A 19,481-nucleotide genomic window follows, 5' to 3' on the forward strand; every position below is an offset into this window, starting at 1 on the left:
GCGTTTATCCTTTCATAACATTAGCCGCGTCGCTGTCGAGCGTCTTGAGTTGGTGATAGATCTGCATGATGAGCGCGAGGCCCACCGATACCTCGGCGGCAGCCATGGTCAGGATGAAGATGAACATCACCTGGCCATCGGGTTGCACCCAGCGCGTGCCCGCCACGATAAAGGCAAGCCCGGCGGCGTTCAGCATGATCTCCACCGAAATCAGCATAAAGATGATGTTGCGGCGAATAAGCACACTGAGCAGGCCCAGCATAAAAAGTATACCTGCCAGCAAGAGGGCGGCTTCCATGGATGCGGTGCTCATGCGGCTGCGCTCCTTTCCTGTAAAAACCGGTGGATGACTTTTTTCTTCTGCCTGCCCAGATGGTAAGCGCCCACAATGCCCGCCATCAGCAGGATGCCGCATAACTGCACGCCCAGCAGGTATGGCCCGAACAGCGCCAGGCCCACCAGCTTTGCATCCACGGCTACTAGCGCCTCTGTTTGTGCGGGGTTCGAGGTGGTCAGAATATGGACCAGCTCAGCCAGTAAAATGGCGGAGAGCATGGCGGGCCCCACCCATACCGAGGGCTTCAGCCATTCCTTTTCGCGCTGTATATCCTCTTTGGTCATGTTCAGCATCATGATCACGAAGATGATGAGCACCACGATGGCCCCGGCGTAAATGATGATCTCCAGGGCGGCCATAAACGGGGCACCCAGCGTGAAGAACACCACGGACACGGACATGAAGGACACCACGAGGTAGAGCAGCGCATGAATCATGTTGTAGCGCGTGATGACCATGATGGTGGAGAGTATGGCCACCGCTGCGGCGATGTAAAATGTGAGTTCCATAGGCGTTTAGGGGATTAAACTTTTGATGTCTACTGGCGGGGATTCGTTCTCGGCCTCGCCTTTTCCTTTGCCCCCAATGGCCATACCTGCTACTTTGTAGTAGTTATACCCTGGGTACTTGCCCTCGCTGTTGATCAGCAAATCCTTTTTCTCATACACCAGATTCTGGCGGTTATACTCACCCATCTCAAAGTCAGGTATAAGCTGGATGGCGTAGGTCGGGCAGGCGTCCTCGCAGTAGCCGCAGAAGATGCAGCGCGAGAAGTTTATCCGGAAAAAATCGGGGTAGCGGCGGCCGGTCTCATCTTCGGTGGCTTGCAGCGCGATACAGTCCACGGGGCAGGCCACGGCGCAGAGGTTGCAGGCCACGCAGCGCTCGCCGCCATCCGGGTCGCGCGTCAGTACGATGCGGCCCCGCCAGCGCGTGGGTAGGAAGGGCTTTTCCTCGGGGTACAGAATGGTTTCTCGCTTATGAAATGCGTGCAGAAACGTGAGCCACATACTGCGCAACAAACTAAACATAGCTAGCTCCTTTCGTTATAGGGTTCCTTTATCTTGTTATCTGTCACCTTAGACAGTAGGAGGAATCTGGGTGATTTTGGTTTCAGATTTCTCACGCTGATAGAGATAACAGTTGTAATCAGTGCCGGGTCCAACCACCCCCTGCCCCCTCCTTGTCTAAGGAGGGGAGTCTTTTTACTCTTTCTTCTTTTTTGCTCCGTAGTCTGGGCATTTGATATATGATTACTTTCAACTACTTAAGCTATCCTGAAAACCTTCCCGAACAGTAACTCCAACTCCCCGCCTTAGAAAAGGAGGGGCCGGGGGTGGTTGGATACTCCAAGCCTTTATTCCCTCATTCCCCTCATTCAATCATTCAGTCATCCAATCATTCAAAATTCCAACCCTCACCCCTCCAGCCAAAGCACCACCGCGGCCGTCACCATCAAATTCACAAGCGTGAGCGGCAGCAGGATCTTCCAGCCGAACTCCATCAATTGGTCATACCGTGGCCTTGGCATGGAGGCGCGGAGCAGGATGAAGATCATCAGGAAAAAAACCGTTTTCAGGATAAACCATACCACTGGGGGCAGGAAATCCGGGCCGAGCCAGCCGCCGAAATACAGCGTGACGAGCATGCAGGAAATGAGCGTGATGCCCATGTACTCGCCGATGAAGAACATGCCGAACTTCATACCCGAATACTCCGAGTGGAAGCCTGCGACCAATTCGCTCTCTGCCTCCGGTATGTCGAAGGGCAGGCGGTGCGTTTCGGCTATGCCGGCGATGAAGAAGATGATGAAACCGAGGATTTGGGGGATGAAAAACCAGAGCTCTTCCTGCGCCAACACGATCTCCCGCAGACTAAACGAGCCGCTCAGGAGCACCACGCCCATCAGCGACAGGCCCATGAACACCTCGTAGGAGATCATCTGCGCCGCACCGCGCATGGCACCCAGCAAGCTATACTTGTTGTTCGAGGCCCAGCCTCCGAGGATAATGCTGTAAGCGCCCATCGACGACATGGCCAGGAAAAACAGCAAGCCGATGTTCAGGTCAGCCACAATAACACCGGGCGCAAACGGGATCACGACAAAGCTCATCAGCACCGTGACCACCACGATGGCCGGGGCCAGCACAAACACCGGCTTGTCGGCGAAGGGCGGGGTCCAGTCTTCCTTGAAAAAGAGCTTGATGGAGTCGGCGGCCACAATAAACAGGCCCAGCGGACCGGCTCTGTTCGGGCCATACCGGTCCTGGAACAGAGCTAGCAGGCGCCGCTCGACCCAGATAAGTGCCGCCGCCACGTTGAGCATGACGAAGAGCACACCGCCGATGATTAAAAAGTAGTTTGGGGCTGCTGTTTCCATTTGATGTCTCGGTTAAGTATGGCCCAGGCGGGAAGCTCGGCAAAAGGCACCCCCGGCAAGCCGTTGGGCATGCCGGCAGTACCGCTCGGAATCGTCTGGCTTATTTTCGCTGGTAGCTGGTAAACCTGCCCCTCGATCGAGAAGCTGAGCAGTTGGCCATCGCTGAGTTTCAGCTGCACGGCGTCGGCTGCGTTGATAGCAACATAAGGCTCGGGGATGCGCTGCATGATGCCGGCGGCCTGGTTACTGAGTTCCTCGGAGCCGAAAGTGTGGTGCAGCGGCAGCATGTATAAATGGCCCTCCAGGGGTATAAACCGCTGCGGCACGGCCACGGAAAAAGGCGCTGTGCCGGTGGGCTCGAGCAACCGAAGTCCGGGGTCGCCGCCTTTCAGGTGGCCGCCCACTTCCTGCTGGTATTTGGCCGTGGACTGCACCGAGTTCCAGCCGGGTGCCCAGAAGAACGGGATAGCGGCAGACGGTGGCTGCCCGCGGTAGCCCTCCATGGTATAGGAAAGCGGCGAGTCGGGGTCTACGGGTGGTTTGGGTTCGCTGACATTGAAGCCCGCGTGCATGGAGGTGCGCCCGCTGAAGCGGTGCGGCTCGCGCGGTATGCGTTGCCCGGCAATCCGGAAGTCGGAGGGAGGGGACACTCTGTTTATACCCTGCAGCGCCGGCACTTCATGCGCCATCGCTTTTTGCACATCGTCGAAGCCGACCCAATTGCTGATTTCCTCCTCCTTCATGATCGTGCCCAGTTCCGTCAGCCAGCGCCAGCTTTCCTGCAGTTCATCGGATGTGGCATGCACCTGGTAAAAGCGCTGCGCCCGGCCTTCGTTATTCACGAGCGTGCCGTCTGCCTCCGAGAAAGTGCCTGCCGGGAGCAGGATGTCTGCCTGCTCGGTGGTGGCGTTGTGCAGGTGGTCCAGCACAATCACGTGTTCGCACTTCTCAAAGAACCGTGTAAGGGCTACCGTATTGGCCCGGCGGTATAAATCGTTTTCCAGGATGATGACCGTATCAGCGTAATCATTCAGCACCGCGTCAAACGCCGATTCCAGTTTATGGCCTCCGAGCATGGCCAGCCCGAGGCTGTTGCACTCCGGCATCACCAGGCTTATACCCGCCGACTTCTCTTTTGCGGCCAGCGCCTGAGCTATGTTGGCGGCGGCTTTCAGCACCCGCTCGCTGCCCGACGATGTGCCGGAAATGATGAGCGGGTTGTTGGCCTTCATGAGCGCATCTGCTATCTGCTGTGCCAGGGCCTGCTCCTGGTCGCTTATTTCACGCACTTCCGGCGAATCGGGGTGAATGAGGTTGGCAACCGCAAAGCCCAGCCGGGCAATGTCATCCGGCGAGTCGAAATGGGTATGGGTGGCCAGTTCGTCGAGCTTGGAAGGGGTATAATGCGCGATAAAAAGGGGGCCTTTGTCCTGCTGCACCAGGCCTCGCGCAGCGGCATCCTGCCATACCGGTATGTTGGCTTTGGATACCTGCTCAAGCAGGGGCTCCTGCCGCACCGACTGTCGCACGGCAAGGGCCAGCATCGGGGCAGTGTTGGTGAGGTCCTCACCCAGTATAAACACGGCATCGGCTTTCTCCACTTCTCTCAGCGATGGTGTCCGGGCCGACCCGTCGCGCAGGATGCCCATCGCCAACTCCACCAGGTCGTGCTCCAGATCGGCCACACCGTGGTGGAAGTTATCCTCGCCCACCAGTTTCTTCAGCACGTAATTCGATTCCAGGGAAGCGCGCGGCGACCCGATGCCGATCACCCGACCGGCTTTGATGGCGGAGGCGGCTGCTTCGAGAGCTGTGTGCTTGTCGGTGGCCTCTGGCAGTTGGCTGCGCACGAGCGGCTTCCGCACCCGGCCCGCGCTGTTCACAAACTCATACCCAAAGCGGCCGCGGTCGCAGAGGAAATAGCCGTTCACCTCGCCGTTATACCTGTTGGTGATGCTGCGGATAGTGCCATACCTTTCCCCAGCAATGGTGTTGCAGCCCAGGCTGCAATGGTGACAGATGGAGGGCGCCATCGTCAGGTCCCATTTGCGGGTATAGTGTTGTTTCAGCGTTTTGTCCGTGAACACGCCCGTCGGGCATACCTCGGCGAGGTTGCCGCTGAACTCGCTCTCCAGCACGCCTTCCTCGGCGCGGCCGAAGTATAAATGGTTGTGGGCGGCAAACACATCCAGGTCCTTGCCGCCGGCATAGTCTTTATAATAGCGCACGCAGCGGTAACACTGGATGCAGCGGTTCATCTCATGGTTGAGGAAGGGGCCGAGGTACTGGTTGACGTAGGTGCGCTTGTCGAAGCGGTACTGGCGGTAGTTGTGGCCCGTCATCACGGTCATGTCCTGCAAATGGCAGGAGCCGCCCTCGTCGCACACGGCGCAGTCGTGGGGGTGGTTGGTCATGAGCCAGCCGATGATGTGCGCCCGGAACTCTTTGGCTTCCATATCGGCAATCGACACCCGCATGCCGTCGCGCACCTGCTCCATGCACGACATGAACAGCTTGCCTTTGGTGTCGTTCTCGTCGCGATATACCTTCACGGCACACTGGCGGCAGGCCCCGATGGAGCCCATGGCGGGGTGATAGCAAAAATAGGGCAGGTCGAGGCCGAGGGAGAGGCAGGCCTCGAGCAGGTTCTTGCCTGCCTTCACGTCGTAGGCTTTGTTATCTATATGGATGGTTGCCATGCTTTGGTTTTGCTCCAGGGACAGTGTTGCTCGTGTATGTGTCGTTCAAAATCCTCTCTGAAGTATTTCAGAGCGCTCTGCAGGGGTTCCATGGCACCGGGGGCCAGCGCACAGAACGTGTTGCCGGGGCCAAGATATTTGGTATGGAAATCGAGGGTGGTCAGGTGTTCTGGTTTGCCTTCGCCGCGGTCGATGGCGAGCAGTATTTTCTCAACCCAGGGCAGGCCCTCGCGGCAAGGGGTGCAGAAACCGCAGGATTCCTGCGCGAAGAAGTGCTGCAGGTTGTGCACAAAACCCACGGGGCAGGTCTGGTCGTCCATGATGATCATAGTGCCCGTCCCCAAACGGCTGCCCGCTGCCTGAATGGAGGCGTAGTCCATGGGCACATCCAGGTGTTCTTCCACCAGGAAATCGGTGGAGGCCCCGCCGGGCAGAAGGCCTTTGAACAGGTAGCCTTCCTGCATGCCGCCTGCGTACTCTTCCAGCAACTCCCGTATCGTCACGCCCATCGGCAACTCCCAGCAACCAGGGGTTTTCACGCGCCCGCTCACGCCGTAGAGTTTGGTGCCCGCATCGTCTGTCAGGCCAAGCTGCATAAACCAATCCGCGCCTTTGTTAATGATGTGCGGCAGGTTGCAGAGCGTTTCCACGTTATTCACGATGGTGGGCTTGCCAAACAAACCGCTTACCTGCGGGAAGGGGGGCTTGGCCCTGGGGTTGGCGCGTTTGCCTTCGAGGGCGTTGAGCAGAGCTGTTTCCTCGCCGCACATGTAGCGCCCCACGCCGGTGTGCAGGTGCATCTCGAGGTTAAAGCCGGAACCGAGGATGTTTTTACCCAGGTAGCCCGCCTCGTAGGCCTCGTGCATGGCCTTGGTTACCTCGTGGGCAGCCAGTTTGTAAGCCCAGCGCAGGAAGACGTAGGAGATGCTGGCCTGTATGGCATAGGAGGCCACGATCATACCCTCAATCAGCTGGTGCGGATTGCCCTCCAGCAGCACGCGGTCCTTAAAGGTGCCGGGCTCCATCTCATCGGCGTTTGCCACCAGGTATTTCGGCTGCGCAGCTTCCGGCCCCATCGGCACAAAACTCCACTTCAGGCCCGTGCTGAAACCTGCCCCGCCGCGCCCGCGCAGTTTTGAGTCTTTCACCAGTTCCTGCACCTCGGTGGGTGTCATTTCCTTCAGGATTTTGCGCACCGATTGGTAGCCGCCCACCTTCTCATACTCCTTTAAGCTGAGGGGCTGGCGGCCCGGTACGATGTGTTGGGTCAGGGGCTTCTCCATAGGTGCCCGCTTGGGTTTTAGGTGTACTTGCTTAGTATCTCATCCAGTTGTTCCACCGTCAGGTCACGGTACAGGTCGTTGTCAATCATAAGGGCGGGGGCACGGTCGCAGGTGCCGAGGCAGCAGTTGGGGAGCAGGGTATAGCGGCCATCTGCTGTGGTCTGGCCATACTGTATATTCAGTGCGGTATAAAGATGATCGCGGATGCCGTCGTAGCCCATCACGTAGCAACTGATGCTGTCGCAGAGCAGGATGACGTGCCGGCCCACCGGCCTCCGGAAAATAAGGTTGTAAAAGGTCGCCACGCTGTCCAACTCGGCCGTCGACATGCCCACAAAGTCGGCCACATCTTTCAGGCTGTCATCCGAAATCCAGCCGTGGCTGTGCTGCACGATCTTCAGGGCCTCGATGCAGGCGTTCTTGGGTGAAGGCACCAGGCTGATTTCGTGCTCTATTTTCTGTTTTTCCTCTATACTTAGCATGTTTCAGACACAAGTAGCAAGACGTTAGACACAAGACCTTTTCTGATTTGTGCTCCTGCCAGTGCGAGCTTGCGGTTCGGTTTTGTCAGGACCAAACCAGTAAGCTCGCACCGGCGGAGACTTGAACTTTTTTTATATCTTTTATTGGCCGGTTTTAATGGCCAGTAATCTTTTCAAATAAATGAACCACCCCGCCTGCGGCACCCCTCCTTGAAAAAAGGAGGGGAGTTGGAACGCTTGGCTTTTGCTGGTGTGAGCTTAGGTGTTTATGTTTCATTGTTACTGTTCGCTTCTTTATCAACTGTCTTTCATCCCCCTACCCCCTTCTTCGTCAAGGGCCCCTACCCCCTTCAAAGGGGGACTTTTTCCCATCTTTACCTAATTCGGAATTCGTAATTAGTAATTCGTAATTATCTGTCAATATCCGCCAGCACATAGTCCATGGCTCCGAGTATGGATAGTAGATCGGCGACGGTATAGCCTTTGGTGATATAAGGGAGCATTTGCATGTGCGGGAAAGACGGAGTTCGGATGCGCAGGCGGTAGGGTGAGGTGTTGCCGTCGCTGGTGACGTAGTAGCCGTTTGCGCCTTTTGTGGCCTCGATGCAACTCATGGCCTCGCCGGCAGGCATCACCGGCCCCCAGCTCACACCCAGAAAGTGTGTGATGAGGGTTTCGATATCGTGCATGGTGTTTTTCTTGATCGGTGGCGTAGTGAGCGGGTGGTCTGCTTTGTAAGGGCCTTCCGGCATGTTCTTCAGGCACTGCTCGACAATCCGCAGGCTCTGGCGCATCTCCGCCACCCGCACCAGTGCACGATCGTAGCAGTCGCCGTTGGCAGCGGTCGGGATGTCAAAGTCGAATAGTTCGTAGCCGGAGTAAGGCTGCTTTTTGCGAAAGTCCCAGTCGAAGCCGCAGGCGCGGAGGTTTGGCCCCGTCACGCCCCACTCAATGGCTTCTTCCTTTGTAAAGATGCCGATGCCTTTGGTGCGCGCCTTGAACAGGCTATTCTTGAGCACCATGTTGTCGTACTCTTTCAGCCGTTTCGGGAAGTAGTCGATGAACGTCTGCACCAGTTTTTCCCAGCCCTTGGGCAGGTCCTGTGCCACGCCCCCGATGCGGAACCAGTTGGGGTGCATGCGCCCGCCCGTGATGGCCTCCACGATGTCAAATATCCGCTCGCGGTCCGTGAACATATAGAATACTGGCGAAAGCTGGCCCACATCCTGGGCAAAGGTGCCATACCATACCAGGTGGCTGGCAATCCGGAAGAGTTCGCACAGCATCACCCGAATCACCTTCACGCGTTCGGGCACCTGTATGCCTGCCAGCTTTTCCACGGCCATCAGGTAGGCCAGGTTGTTCATCACGCCACCCAGATAGTCCACGCGGTCGGTATAGGGCAGGTAGGTGTGCCACGACTGGCGCTCGGCCATTTTCTCCTGGCCCCGGTGGTGAAAGCCGATATCGGGGATGGCATCCACGATATCCTCGCCGTCCAGTTGCAGGATGATGCGCAACACGCCGTGTGTGCCGGGGTGCTGCGGGCCGATGTTCAGGAACATAAAGTCGCTGTCCTCGCTTTGCCGTGCCAGGCCCCATTCCTCGGGTTTAAACTGCAGGGCAGCCTGTTCCAGGTCTACTTTGTCGTCATATAGCGCGAAAGGGCCCATTTCGGTGGCGCGGGCCGGGTGCTCCTTGCGCAGCGGGTGGCCCACCCAGGTGCGCGGCATCAGGATGCGCGACAGGTGCGGGTGCCCCTCGAAGCGGATGCCGAACATATCGTATACCTCGCGCTCATACCAGTTGGCGTTGGCCCACAGGCTGCTGATGCTCTGCACGGTGGGGAACTCGTCGCGGAAGCCGACCTTTAACCGGATAAAGCAGTTGCGCTCAAAGGATAGGAGGTGGTAGATGATGGTGAAGGCAAAAGGCGCATGGCCGTTCTCGTGCTTGCGGGTGCGCTCGTCGGTAGCGGTCAGGTCGTAGAGCAGGGGGAAGGGTTGCGGAATCTCCGTTTTCAGGAAAGCCAGCACGTCTTTTATTTTGTCATGCGGCATCCAGAGGGTGAGAATCTCATCCTGGGTGGTTTGCGGTTTGAAGGTGTCTTCTCCGAACCGTGCCTGCAGTTGCTCTAAAATGCCACTTCCGTTTTCCATGTATAGGAAAGTTTAAATGCCCTGTATGCTTATTTCATCTTATGCTATGTGTGTATTGTAAGTTGTTTTTATGCTGCTTTATACTTGGTAGTGAGAAAAAAACCACCCCGCCTGCGGCACCCCTCCTTGAAAAAAGGAGGGGAGTTAGAAACTTGCCTTTGCAGCTTGTGAATGTGCTATGCTCTTTTAACTGTTTTGATTTTAGTTTGAAAGTCTAAAATCTTGTGTCTTTCGTCTTAAGTCTAATTTTACACTTCATCCGGCGAGCGGAATTCGGTCATCTTGGACCGGGCTTCCTGCCGCCTTTCTTTCACATCTATCTTTTCGGGCCGGATCACGCCCTGTTCGCCGATGGTCCAGCTGAGGGGGCGTTTCTCTTTGCCCACTGATTCGGCCAGCAGTATGAGGCCCTCCATAAAAGCGTCGGGGCGGGGCGGACAGCCGGGCACGTATACATCCACCGGCAGGAACTTGTCCACGCCCTGTACTACAGAATAAATATCGAACATGCCGCCGGAATTGGCGCAGGAGCCCATCGAGATTACCCAGCGGGGTTCCATCATCTGCTCGTGCAGGCGCTTGATGATGGGGGCCATTTTGATGAAGACGGTGCCGGCAATGATCATCACATCGGCCTCGCGCGGCGTGCCGCGTATTACCTCGGCACCGAAGCGGGCCACGTCATATTTTGGGGTCATGCTGGTGGCCATCTCCACGAAGCAGCAGGAGAGGCCGAAGTGGAAGGGCCACATGGAGTTCCTGCGGCCCCAGGCCAACAGGTCCTGCATGGAACTCAGCATCACGCTCTGCTGTATAGTCTCCTCGTACGAACTGGTGCCGCTTGTCGCGCGCGCCGGGTCTTCTGGTTTACTTAGCCACCATTTCATAGGCTGTCGGGGTTAGGGTGTTAGTTCATGTTTTCCGAAGGGTGATGGTGTGAAAAGTGGCGCGCAATGCGGTAGGTGAAAGGAGCAGGTGTTATATGGTGTTATATGGTGTTATATGGTGTTATATAAGGTATAGCTGTTTTAGGAAGCGGGTTTCTGTGTCAGGCGTTTGTAGGCGGCCAGGATTTTCTTCCCGTCAGGGCCGAAGTCAAGGGCTCCGTTGCGCCACTCATAGATCAGCACCACAACCAGCATCAGCATGAACACACCCACGCCAGCGTAGCCATACCAGCCCAGTTCGCGGAAAGCGATGGCCCAGGACAGGATGAAAACCGTCTCCACATCAAAAATGACGAAGAGCATGGCAACCAAATAAAACTGAGAGGAAAAACGGATACGGGCAGAGCCAGCACTCAGGATACCCCCTTCGTAGGGCTCGTTTGTGGCATGGCCGGTGTGCCTTTGGCCCAGCACATAGGAGAGGCCGAGGATGATGGCCACCAGGCTAAGCACAATGCCGCCGTAGACCACCATGGGCCATAATAGGGTAGAGTTTTCGCTTGAATTGCCCAATGCTACTTCGCCTCCCTGCGAATATTTAAGTTTCCGTATATAGTAAAGGTTAATCGTAAAAATAAAAGGGTATGCTGCATCTGCCGGCTGTTAAGAACCAGCAATATAGTGTTCAAGGTTTTCGATGATAAACTGCTGGTCCTCAATGATGTATTTCACGATGTCACCGATGGAAACCAAGCCTACCAGTTTGTCGCCTTCTATAACGGGAAGGTGCCGGATGTAGCGCCGGGTCATCAGGGCCATGCACTCTTCCACTTTTGTATCCGGTGTCACCGTTATCGGGTGCTCGCTCATGATATCCCGGATATACGTGTCGCGCGACGACTTCCCTTTCAGCATGACTTTGCGGGCGTAGTCGCGTTCCGTGAAGATACCCATGAACTTGCCGTTTTCCATCACCAAAAGCGAACCCAGGTTCTTTTCAACCATCAGTTCCAGTGCATTGTACACGGTAGAGTTTGGCTCTACTGAAAAAACGTCGTTGCCTTTTTTTTGCAGAATGTGCCTTACTGTTCCCATACTGCCTCCTTTTGTTTAAATTAATGTTCGAAAAATTTAATATTGTTTGTTATACGGGCGCAAAACAAAATATGTATGATTTATCCTGAAAAAAGTATATAGCCGCATGGTATCGTATCTGCCGGTCACGCGAAGGGCTGTTCTGGACGGCATGCAGCGGGCTTGTTTTGTAATATACTGTATATGAATAACTAAGTCAAGAGTGAGGAGGCTCTGTCAGAACTTAATTTATTTTTTAAAAGGCCAATAGTGCTACATTTTATCGATAAAGTTAAGGTGGTGGCTCCTGATAAGCATTTTGCTGTTTTTGTAAGAAATAGAGTTTAGTGTTGATAATTAGTTAGAATTGTTAAACAAAAACGCCATAAACTTATGCTTCGCCAAATTAAAAAATAGAAATTGAGAATTAGAAATGAGGTATAAAATCCGTTTCTATGCATATAAAAGCTAACGCTACTTCTGGTAATTAAATTGGTTGAGTTCTACTGCGCGCTGTTTTTCAAACAGCGGCCTTGCCCTTTACCCCTTAAGGGTGCAGGTACACCCACTTACACAGATAAAGTACATAAACAGGATGAATTAGGAGGCTAAGAGTTAAACTCATTTGGTTCATCACAGTAAAATATAAAGAAGGCTTTGTACTGAACCGGTTTATCTATAGGAAGCAGGAAGCGAGATTCACCCCCCTGCCTTTGCCCTGCGAGGTGATCCGATGATTCCAAACAACACGTAGGTTTTTGCCTCTCACATCAAACAAAACCTCAGGGTAGCCCCGCCTTCCAACTCCAGAGCAATCAGGCCCCTATAACTATTTCATGCCGGGTTGGCCGGGCACAGCAGATTTACTGAAGCAGGTGCAACATGGGGTGTAGAGGCATGGATGAAGCGCTTTTGTTTGATGTGAGTTAAAAGAAAGGAGATGGTATGGCTACGCACAATGTTCCCCCTGGTTTTCAGGATATGATGCATTTCGGTTTGGTGGAGGCTTTGTTGGGCCGCCGCTCCCGCCGTTTTTTTATGGGTGCGGAGATTCCCGATGGGGTGCTCGCTTATACCTCGAAGCACAAGCCGATGCCGCTCAGCGAGCTGGAGAAACTACTGGTGGTAACGGCCTGTGGCGGCAACACGGGCTGGCACCACATGATTTACCGTGCGCAACGCTACGCGCCGCACCTCTCCAACTATGCCGGGGCGGCAGGCGGACGCACGTTCCCGTCGGCTGCGGGCTTCCATACCAGCAAGACTTTTTTTACGGATGATACTGGCGTGTACGTGCTGGATAACCGCGATGCGCCTGCCGCCGCCGACAAGTTCGAAGACGGTTCGCTGGAACTCGACGCAGTAGTGGACGCACTGAAAAGCCACGTCCGGAAGCTGCGCGATGGCCGGATGACGGTGCCGCCGGAGGTGCCCTATGTGGAGGCGCACAACACGTGGGTGGCCAACAGGGAGGGCACGCTGCTGGTAATTCCGGTGGCCGATCTTGCCCAGCACGTGCTGCTGAGTCTCTGTTATATGCTGCAGAACGGCCTTGTCCTGACCGACGACATAAACAAGCGCCCGATTCCGGGCATCGAGAAGTATAAACACCTGGTCGATATCAACAACACCTGGAGCATCACGTTTGTGGAGCAACTGTCGCTGGCGGAGGTGACGGCCGAACTGTCCACAAGCTGCTACGCCGGGGCCCTCATGCTGCAGGCGATGGGGCTGGGTGGCTGGATGTACGATGGGATCGACCTGTTCAGCGTGCTGGGCGCGAGCGGCGTGCCCGGTATAGACGGCCTCGGCTTCCGGTATGACACCGACGCGCGGTGGCCATACCCCAACCCCACAGGGCTGGCGGGCGTGATGGAAGGGTTCTGCCCACCGCATTACCCCGACATGCGCGCGGCTGTAGAGGCCGTCTGCAACAGAAAATTCGGTGAAGGCGGCCCGTTTAACGCTAGCACCCCGGGGCCCTGGAAAGACGCTGCCAAGGTGCGGGGAGCGGCCGAGGTGCACAGCGAGGAGTTCAGGGAGTGTGTGGCCCTGCAGGCACAGTATGTGTACGACACGTTCGGCAAGTTTCCGGGCACGGTTCCGTCCATGTTCCTGCTCACCTACCTGCAGGCCCACCACCTCGACCTGGATTTCTATGACAAATTTTACAAGCCTGGTGCCTACCTCAGCACCCACGCCAACCACATGAAACGCTGGCACCCAGAGGTATAAGCAATTAGCGGCACATGCCAGGGTATAGAATGCTTTTATATGAGAAGTAGCTGAAAGCGCGTTTTGGTCAAGTGAAACTACCTTGGAAGGCAGACGCTGCATGTAACATGGTATACCTTACTTCTTCATCTCTTTAGCCGCCAAAATCTCCTGGTAAGGGCCGAATTTATGCTGCTTTTCTGAGAAGGAATCGGCGTAAGGGCCAAAGGGATGGTCCATTGGTTTCTTCGAGATGTCCGGCCAGTCTTTGGTGTTGCCTTTGGGCTTGACGGGGCGGGGCAGAGAGTTTACATACGCCCCCAGGTCCCAGGACTCTTCGTCCGTGAGTTGCGGACGGTCGTAGGTGGCACCCAGCGGCATGTTGGCTTTCACGTACTTGGCGAAGTTGGATACACGGTATAAACCGGCCCCATTGTTATAGCTGTGCTCGCCCCAAAGCGGCGGGTACTGGTACTCTTTGCCATCTGCCATCAGTTGGCCCTCGCCATTCGCGCCGTGGCATACCTGGCATTTCTGGGTATACACCAGCTTTCCTTTCTCGGGGCTGGCGGCACGGTCCAGCAGCTCAATGTCAATCAGGCCGGAGCCTTTTACTTCCTCCTCTTTCTGCACATCCTTCCCCACCCACTTGATATAGGCCACCATCGCTTTCATTTCCTTTGATTCGGGCTTCAGGGCCTCGCCGTTCAGGCTGCGCTCAAAGCAGTCGTTGATGCGTTTCTCTACGCCCTCTTTGGTGCCCGATCTGGACCTGAACTTTGGATAGGTGGAAGCCACCAGCGAGTAGTTGTTGCCATAAGGTTTGGTGCCGCCGTCGAGATGGCAGTTCTGGCAATTCATACCGTTGGAGATCTGCAGCACGCTGCCCTTCGGGCCCAGATACTGGGCTGTGTGGGCCACCAACTCACGTCCGTAGCGTATCTCGTCGCCCTCCGGCGTGGCCGGCAGCGAGGCCAGGTCCGGCGCATGCCACATGTCATCGGCAGGGACATTGTTTGTGAGAGCATCGGTACTGGCTATTGCAGGTGCTGCATCTGCGGCGGCGGGCTCACTGGTGGCCAGCTGTATTTTCGGAACGGCGGCGGGGTTTACCACCAGCAGAATAACCAACCCGAGTAAGAGAATGACAGCGAAGGAGGTCAGCGCTAAAATACGGCTGATCTTGACTAAAAAGCCTCCCATGTTATGTTCCTGATTCGATTTCATATGGTACGTTTTAAAATCGTGCGAAATGTAGAAACAAGTTACGCAAGTGTGCTATGCCGTTACGTGACTTTGATCACAAAGCCTCTCATAAAATAAGAGCAACTTACAGCCATATATGGCGCTTCGGGCAAACCAATGGCTGCCAGTGCCAATGCGCTACAACTGAAAATGCCGTATGGCGATGAACAGAGAATTACTTTTTATACCTTCATGACACGTTTTAGCAGACACCCCGCTGCCAAGCGAAGGGAAACCCGCAGGCTGTTGCTTACAGCAGCTGTACTAGTGCTGCAGTTGGGAGTGGCTTTTGGCCAACCTGTCCCCGTTGATTCGGCTTTAAAAACGGAGCTGCTTATCAGCAAAGGAGATACCGCAAGGCTACCGACTTCTACTATGCCCGCACCGGACACCACACTGCCCCAAAACCTAACGTCCTTTTTAAAACAGGGGAAGTTCAGTGGGCAGGTGCGCAACTTATTTATGTTCACAGATAATGAGGCTGACTTACCAGACTATCATTCGCTGGCATTAGGTGCAGGGCTGGGCTATGAGTCTGCGAAGTTTCATGGCTTTCAGGTGGGGGTGAGCGGTTTCTTTATCTTCAATGTGTGGTCCAGCAACCTGGGCACAGACCCCGCAACAGGTTTTAGGAGCCGCTACGAAATAGGAAACTTCGACCTGCTTGACCCCGATGACCGCTATGATCTGGGGCGAATGGAGAATTTATACCTGCGCTATACCTATAAAAAGTCAGCGGTAACGCTTGGCAGGCAAAAGATCAACACGCCTTTTATCAACCCACAAGACGGACGTATGCGCCCTACCTTGATAAACGGGCTTTGGCTGGAGTATAAAGAACTGGGAAAGCTCAGTTTTAACGGTGGTTTGATCTATGGTTTTGGTCCGCGGAGTACAGCTGATTGGTTTAGCGTGGAAGAAAGCATCGGCTCTATAGCTGCGGCCAGGAATGTCTACGGCACACCCTCGCAATATATAGGAAATATCAGCAGCAAGGGGATAGCTGTCGGGAGCATAACCTACCAGCCTGCCAAAACTATAAAATCAAGCCTGTGGCACTATTATGTGGAGAACCTGTTTACCCTTTCCTTTTCTCAAACCGACGTATCGATACCAGTTTCTCAAGATAAAAAGCAAAGCGTTGTGCTGGGTTTTCAGGCGGGCTACCAACGGACCTCTGGCGATGGGGGCAATGCAGACACGCTGAAAGCCTATATGCCAAAGGGCGCCAACACCTGGCTGTTTAGCGGAAGGCTGGGGTATAAAACCGATAAAGTAGAAACGACCCTGAACTATACCCGGATTGCAGACAGGGACAGGTTCCTGTTTCCGCGGGAGTGGGGGATCGAGCCTTTTTACACCTTTCTGTCTAGAGAGCGCTTCGAGGGCGGGGCTGCCAGTATGGCCATTGCCCTAAAAACAGAGGTCAGACTAAACCCCCAATGGAAAGCGAGTGTAGGGTATGGGCTTTACGATACACCTGACGTTAAAAACGCGCGCCAAAGCAAGTATGCCATGCCCTCTTACAGCCAACTTAACCTGCTGACAAACTACGCTTTGAAAGGCTACCTGGATGGGCTGGTTTTGCAGGCGCTCTACGTGTATAAAGGCGCGCGTGGCGAGACCTACGGAGACCCTCGGTTTATCGTGAACAAGGTAGACATGTCGCACTATACCTTCGTGATGAATTACCAGTTTTAAGAGGCCATATTACCCTTGTTTATTGAGCCAACACACCACTATACTATGAAAAAACTAACCATAATACAGCTAAATGATAGCCATGCTTACCTGGAGCCACACCAGGAAATGTTTTGGGAGGGAGGCAAGAAAGTATACCGAAAAACGGGTGGCTTTGCCCGCATGGCATTGGCTAAAAACCTGAAGCCAGACGATAAGCTAAACGCTGTGGGCGGCCTGATCTGGATAAAACCGAGCATATTAATTTACCCACCCCTGCCCCTCCGAGGAGGGGCAGGGGTGGGTTCTCCCTAGCAAATAGTCTTAATTATAAAGAGAGAGCAGCCATACCTGGCTGCTCTCTCTTTATGCTGTTTCCCGTTTTTGATTGTTCACAGCGTCGGGTTTAGGTTTGGCTTCCATGTTCTCCCGAAAGGGGTATAACTGCTGCTCCATAAACGACTTCGGGTAATGTTCCACCTCGTCGAAGCCCAGTTCAATATCACGGCCATCTTCAGGCTCGTAAGCTGTTCCGAAAAGGTAATCCCAAACGCTTAGCGTGATGCCATAGTTGGCCCCGAAGCGCCGTGGCATGTGCTTGGCGTGGTGCCAGATGTGCATCTGCGGATTGTTGAACAGAAAGCGGAACGGGCCTAGCGGCACCTTAAAGTTTGAGTGGTTAAAATGGCCTACTGCTGTGGCGAAAATGTGCACCAGGAAAAAGTCCTGAATGCCAAAGCCGATCATGGCCAGCGGAATATACTCTAAGGTACGGTATACCACCGTTTCGCCCCAATGGAAACGCAGGTGAGCGGCAAAACCCATCTGCTGAACCGAGTGGTGTACCTTATGGAAATTCCACAGAAACTCAAAGCGGTGTAGCAGGCGGTGCACGTTCCATTGTATAAAATCGCGCACCACAAATAGCGTAAGCAACTGCGCCCATACCGGCCACGACTGCACCTCAAAAGCCACGAGGTTGGTTATCCCAAACAGGCTTAGGAAATCGTTAAACGCCTCGACGCCGATATTGGAGACCGCATTGAAACCAACCAGTGAGAACAGGAAAAAATTGAAGAACATGTAAAAGCCATCGAGCCAGAAATCCATACGGATCTTGGCCTGATGCTGTCGCCAGGGGGCAATAACCTCCAGCAGCCAGAAGAACAGCGACAAGCCGATCAGCCAATAGAAGTAATTGCCCCAACTCGGGTTCAGGACCTCACGCCAGAGGTAACCCCCATAGTCAGCGAAAGAGTTGATGAATATGTTTCCGTATTTTTCCATGTAATGGATAAAAGTTTAAAGGCTTTTACAGCTTGATGTAGCTATAGCCCTCTTCTTGTTTTTCGATAATCTCTACAACGCCCATCGGCACCGTGATCACACCGGGCAGCAACTGCTCTTTTTGCACATTGTGGGCACGCATCGCATTCTCGCAGGCTGCAAAAACCACGCCTTTCGCCTGCAATGCCTTCAACTCTTCGGCATTGGCGGCTTTGTTTTTCATCAGCATCTCCAAGCCGTTGCCGTGCACCACTACCTCCAGCCTGGCCTCGGGCCAGTGGTCCATCATTCTGTCCAGGTGCTGCATAATCTTGCCTTGCCGTGCGCTGTCCGCCGATACCACATCATACACCACGCGGTGCTGCTTGGCGGCTGGTGCTGTTTGGCTGCCAGCAAGCTTTGCCTTTGTTTTTGTCTGGGCAATAGTAGCCTGCGCTGCCAAAAGAAAAAGGGCTGCAAAAAAGATCAGTTTAAGTTTCATGGGTTTTTAGGTTAGGTGAGATTTATACAGTTATTCGACAGGAACACCGGCGTTTTTCAAATTCGAGAAGCCTTCGGTGGCATCGTATACCTGCTTAAAGCCGAGCTGTTGCATTTGCTGGGCTGCCTGGTGGCTCCTGCCTCCAACGGCGCAGTATACCAGGTAGGATTTCGACTTATCCAAGGCCTGCAGCCGCTGCGAGAAATCGGCGGCGCTGATGTCAACCAGCGTGGCGTTCTGCAGGTGGCCGGCGGCAAACTCCGCGGGCGTGCGCACATCCAGCACAACGATGCCCGGCTCTTGCGCCAGCAAAGCCTTCGCCTCCTGGCTGTCTACTTTTTTCGCTTTTGCCGTTTCTGCAGCCGTTTGGGTTTGTGCCGCGACTGCTACCGTAGTATCGCCGGATGAGGCGGACTCGGCACTGCAGGAGGCCAGAAGCGCGCCTGCTACCAGAACTAAGGATAATTTTTTCATATGGTTTTTTTAAAGAGGGTGTTTTAAAGTATGCTGACCGCCGACAGGCAGCAGCCAGCATACCCTTTGTTTCTATTATTTTGCCATTCCCTGCAGGAAATCCCGCACTTCCTGGGTGTCGTATTCGGCCATACCCTCCTGCTTGGCCACAATCTTGCCTTCCGGCGAGATGATGAACGTGGTGGGGATGGCGTTGCTGTAAAACTCCTGCGGCAACTGGCCGGCCGGCATGTATACCGGAAACGTGAAGCCTTTCTTGTCGATAAACTTCTTCACTTTCTCCGGGCCGCCCTCATCCACCGACAGCATCACAAAGGCGATTTTGTCGGAGCCTACCTTTTCGTAAAGCTTCTGGATGTTCGGCATCTCTGCCACGCAGGGCGGGCACCAGGTGGCCCACATATTCATGAACACCACTTTCCCTTTCAGGCTTTCGAAGTTCACGGTCTTGCCATCCAGGGTCTGCATTTTAAAACCGGCTCCAGCCATAGGCGAGGCGCTCATTTCTGACGTCTTAGCAACGTCTCCGGCAGTTTTTGCAGGCAGATTATCGGGCATGTCAGCGTTTTTTATACCTGTTGCCAGCAGCAGGCGCTGCACCTGCCCGATGGCCTCGGTATGGAGGCCGGTGAGGTATAGCATCCCAAAAATGGCCAGCGTAATAGCCCAGCCCGGTATGTCTTTGAATGAAAATCTCTTCTTATCCATCTTATAATATTTGTGCGTTTACTACTTGTTTAACTGAGGCATAGCTATACCATACCCGTGTTCCTGATGATACAGGATGCACACAGCACCA

19 protein-coding genes are annotated in these 19,481 nt (G+C 54.5%); 3 read left to right on the forward strand and 16 right to left on the reverse strand.

Annotated elements, in window-relative coordinates; translation table 11 throughout:
* Positions 1-4 precede the first annotated feature (4 nt).
* The 11 genes from nuoK to MKJ04_RS05795 all read right to left on the reverse strand — a co-directional run bounded on the left by nuoK (position 5) and on the right by MKJ04_RS05795 (position 11,322).
* Positions 5-313, reverse strand: a complete 309-nt coding sequence (nuoK, locus tag MKJ04_RS05745; protein WP_241640137.1) for an NADH-quinone oxidoreductase subunit NuoK — start codon at positions 311-313, stop codon at positions 5-7.
* Complete coding sequence (nuoJ, locus tag MKJ04_RS05750; protein WP_241640139.1) at positions 310-846, reverse strand: NADH-quinone oxidoreductase subunit J; 537 nt, start codon at positions 844-846, stop codon at positions 310-312. Before nuoJ ends, nuoK begins: the two co-directional genes overlap by 4 nt.
* Before the next feature lie 6 nt (positions 847-852).
* On the reverse strand, positions 853-1,368 hold the full coding sequence (gene nuoI, locus MKJ04_RS05755; RefSeq protein ID WP_241640143.1) for an NADH-quinone oxidoreductase subunit NuoI: 516 nt from the start codon (positions 1,366-1,368) through the stop codon (positions 853-855).
* A gap of 386 nt (positions 1,369-1,754) precedes the next feature.
* Positions 1,755-2,717: an NADH-quinone oxidoreductase subunit NuoH gene (gene nuoH / locus MKJ04_RS05760; protein WP_241640144.1), complete on the reverse strand. Its 963-nt coding sequence runs from the start codon at positions 2,715-2,717 to the stop codon at positions 1,755-1,757.
* Entirely contained in the window at positions 2,687-5,416 is a 2,730-nt protein-coding gene (gene nuoG / locus MKJ04_RS05765) for an NADH-quinone oxidoreductase subunit NuoG (protein WP_241640145.1), read from the reverse strand. The genes nuoH and nuoG overlap by 31 nt, the downstream gene beginning before the upstream one ends.
* Positions 5,398-6,699, reverse strand: coding sequence for an NADH-quinone oxidoreductase subunit NuoF (gene nuoF / locus MKJ04_RS05770; RefSeq protein WP_241640147.1), 1,302 nt, complete (start codon positions 6,697-6,699; stop codon positions 5,398-5,400). The genes nuoG and nuoF overlap by 19 nt, the downstream gene beginning before the upstream one ends.
* Positions 6,700-6,716: 17 nt before the next feature.
* Positions 6,717-7,181, reverse strand: coding sequence for an NADH-quinone oxidoreductase subunit NuoE (gene nuoE / locus MKJ04_RS05775; protein WP_241640150.1), 465 nt, complete (start codon positions 7,179-7,181; stop codon positions 6,717-6,719).
* 410 nt (positions 7,182-7,591) lie between these two features.
* Positions 7,592-9,340, reverse strand: a complete 1,749-nt coding sequence (nuoC, locus tag MKJ04_RS05780) for an NADH-quinone oxidoreductase subunit C/D (protein WP_241640153.1) — start codon at positions 9,338-9,340, stop codon at positions 7,592-7,594.
* Positions 9,341-9,588: 248 nt separating this feature from the next.
* A complete protein-coding gene (locus MKJ04_RS05785) occupies positions 9,589-10,227 on the reverse strand; it encodes an NADH-quinone oxidoreductase subunit B (protein WP_262918057.1) in 639 nt (212 codons plus the stop codon).
* A 141-nt stretch (positions 10,228-10,368) separates the two neighbouring features.
* A complete protein-coding gene (locus MKJ04_RS05790) occupies positions 10,369-10,761 on the reverse strand; it encodes an NADH-quinone oxidoreductase subunit A (RefSeq protein WP_241640154.1) in 393 nt (130 codons plus the stop codon).
* 129 nt (positions 10,762-10,890) lie between these two features.
* Entirely contained in the window at positions 10,891-11,322 is a 432-nt protein-coding gene (locus MKJ04_RS05795; protein WP_241640155.1) for a CBS domain-containing protein, read from the reverse strand.
* 924 nt (positions 11,323-12,246) lie between these two features.
* Here MKJ04_RS05795 and MKJ04_RS05800 point away from each other — a divergent pair.
* On the forward strand, positions 12,247-13,536 hold the full coding sequence (locus tag MKJ04_RS05800) for a hypothetical protein (RefSeq protein ID WP_241640156.1): 1,290 nt from the start codon (positions 12,247-12,249) through the stop codon (positions 13,534-13,536).
* A 117-nt stretch (positions 13,537-13,653) separates the two neighbouring features.
* On the opposite strand, the gene MKJ04_RS05805 is transcribed toward MKJ04_RS05800, so the two are convergent.
* Positions 13,654-14,742: a c-type cytochrome gene (locus MKJ04_RS05805; RefSeq protein WP_241640158.1), complete on the reverse strand. Its 1,089-nt coding sequence runs from the start codon at positions 14,740-14,742 to the stop codon at positions 13,654-13,656.
* Between the two features lie 393 nt (positions 14,743-15,135).
* Between MKJ04_RS05805 and MKJ04_RS05810 the strand changes: the two genes are divergently transcribed.
* On the forward strand, positions 15,136-16,461 hold the full coding sequence (locus MKJ04_RS05810; protein ID WP_241640159.1) for an OprD family outer membrane porin: 1,326 nt from the start codon (positions 15,136-15,138) through the stop codon (positions 16,459-16,461).
* 45 nt (positions 16,462-16,506) lie between these two features.
* The gene (locus MKJ04_RS05815; protein WP_241640160.1) at positions 16,507-16,755 is read left to right on the forward strand and encodes a hypothetical protein; all 249 of its coding nucleotides are present in this window, start codon (positions 16,507-16,509) and stop codon (positions 16,753-16,755) included.
* Positions 16,756-16,806: 51 nt separating this feature from the next.
* On the opposite strand, the gene MKJ04_RS05820 is transcribed toward MKJ04_RS05815, so the two are convergent.
* The 4 genes from MKJ04_RS05820 to MKJ04_RS05835 form a co-directional block, all read right to left on the reverse strand.
* The gene (locus tag MKJ04_RS05820; RefSeq protein ID WP_241640161.1) at positions 16,807-17,727 is read right to left on the reverse strand and encodes a sterol desaturase family protein; all 921 of its coding nucleotides are present in this window, start codon (positions 17,725-17,727) and stop codon (positions 16,807-16,809) included.
* A 25-nt stretch (positions 17,728-17,752) separates the two neighbouring features.
* Entirely contained in the window at positions 17,753-18,208 is a 456-nt protein-coding gene (locus tag MKJ04_RS05825) for a DsrE family protein (RefSeq protein WP_241640163.1), read from the reverse strand.
* Between the two features lie 30 nt (positions 18,209-18,238).
* Positions 18,239-18,682 carry a rhodanese-like domain-containing protein gene (locus MKJ04_RS05830; RefSeq protein WP_241640164.1) on the reverse strand — a complete coding sequence of 148 codons (444 nt, stop codon included), beginning with the start codon at positions 18,680-18,682 and terminating at the stop codon, positions 18,239-18,241.
* 75 nt (positions 18,683-18,757) lie between these two features.
* Positions 18,758-19,390 carry a TlpA disulfide reductase family protein gene (locus MKJ04_RS05835; RefSeq protein WP_241640165.1) on the reverse strand — a complete coding sequence of 211 codons (633 nt, stop codon included), beginning with the start codon at positions 19,388-19,390 and terminating at the stop codon, positions 18,758-18,760.
* Positions 19,391-19,481: the final 91 nt, after the last annotated feature.

This window comes from Pontibacter sp. E15-1 (assembly GCF_022601975.1).
Taxonomy (GTDB): Bacteria; Bacteroidota; Bacteroidia; order Cytophagales; family Hymenobacteraceae; genus Pontibacter.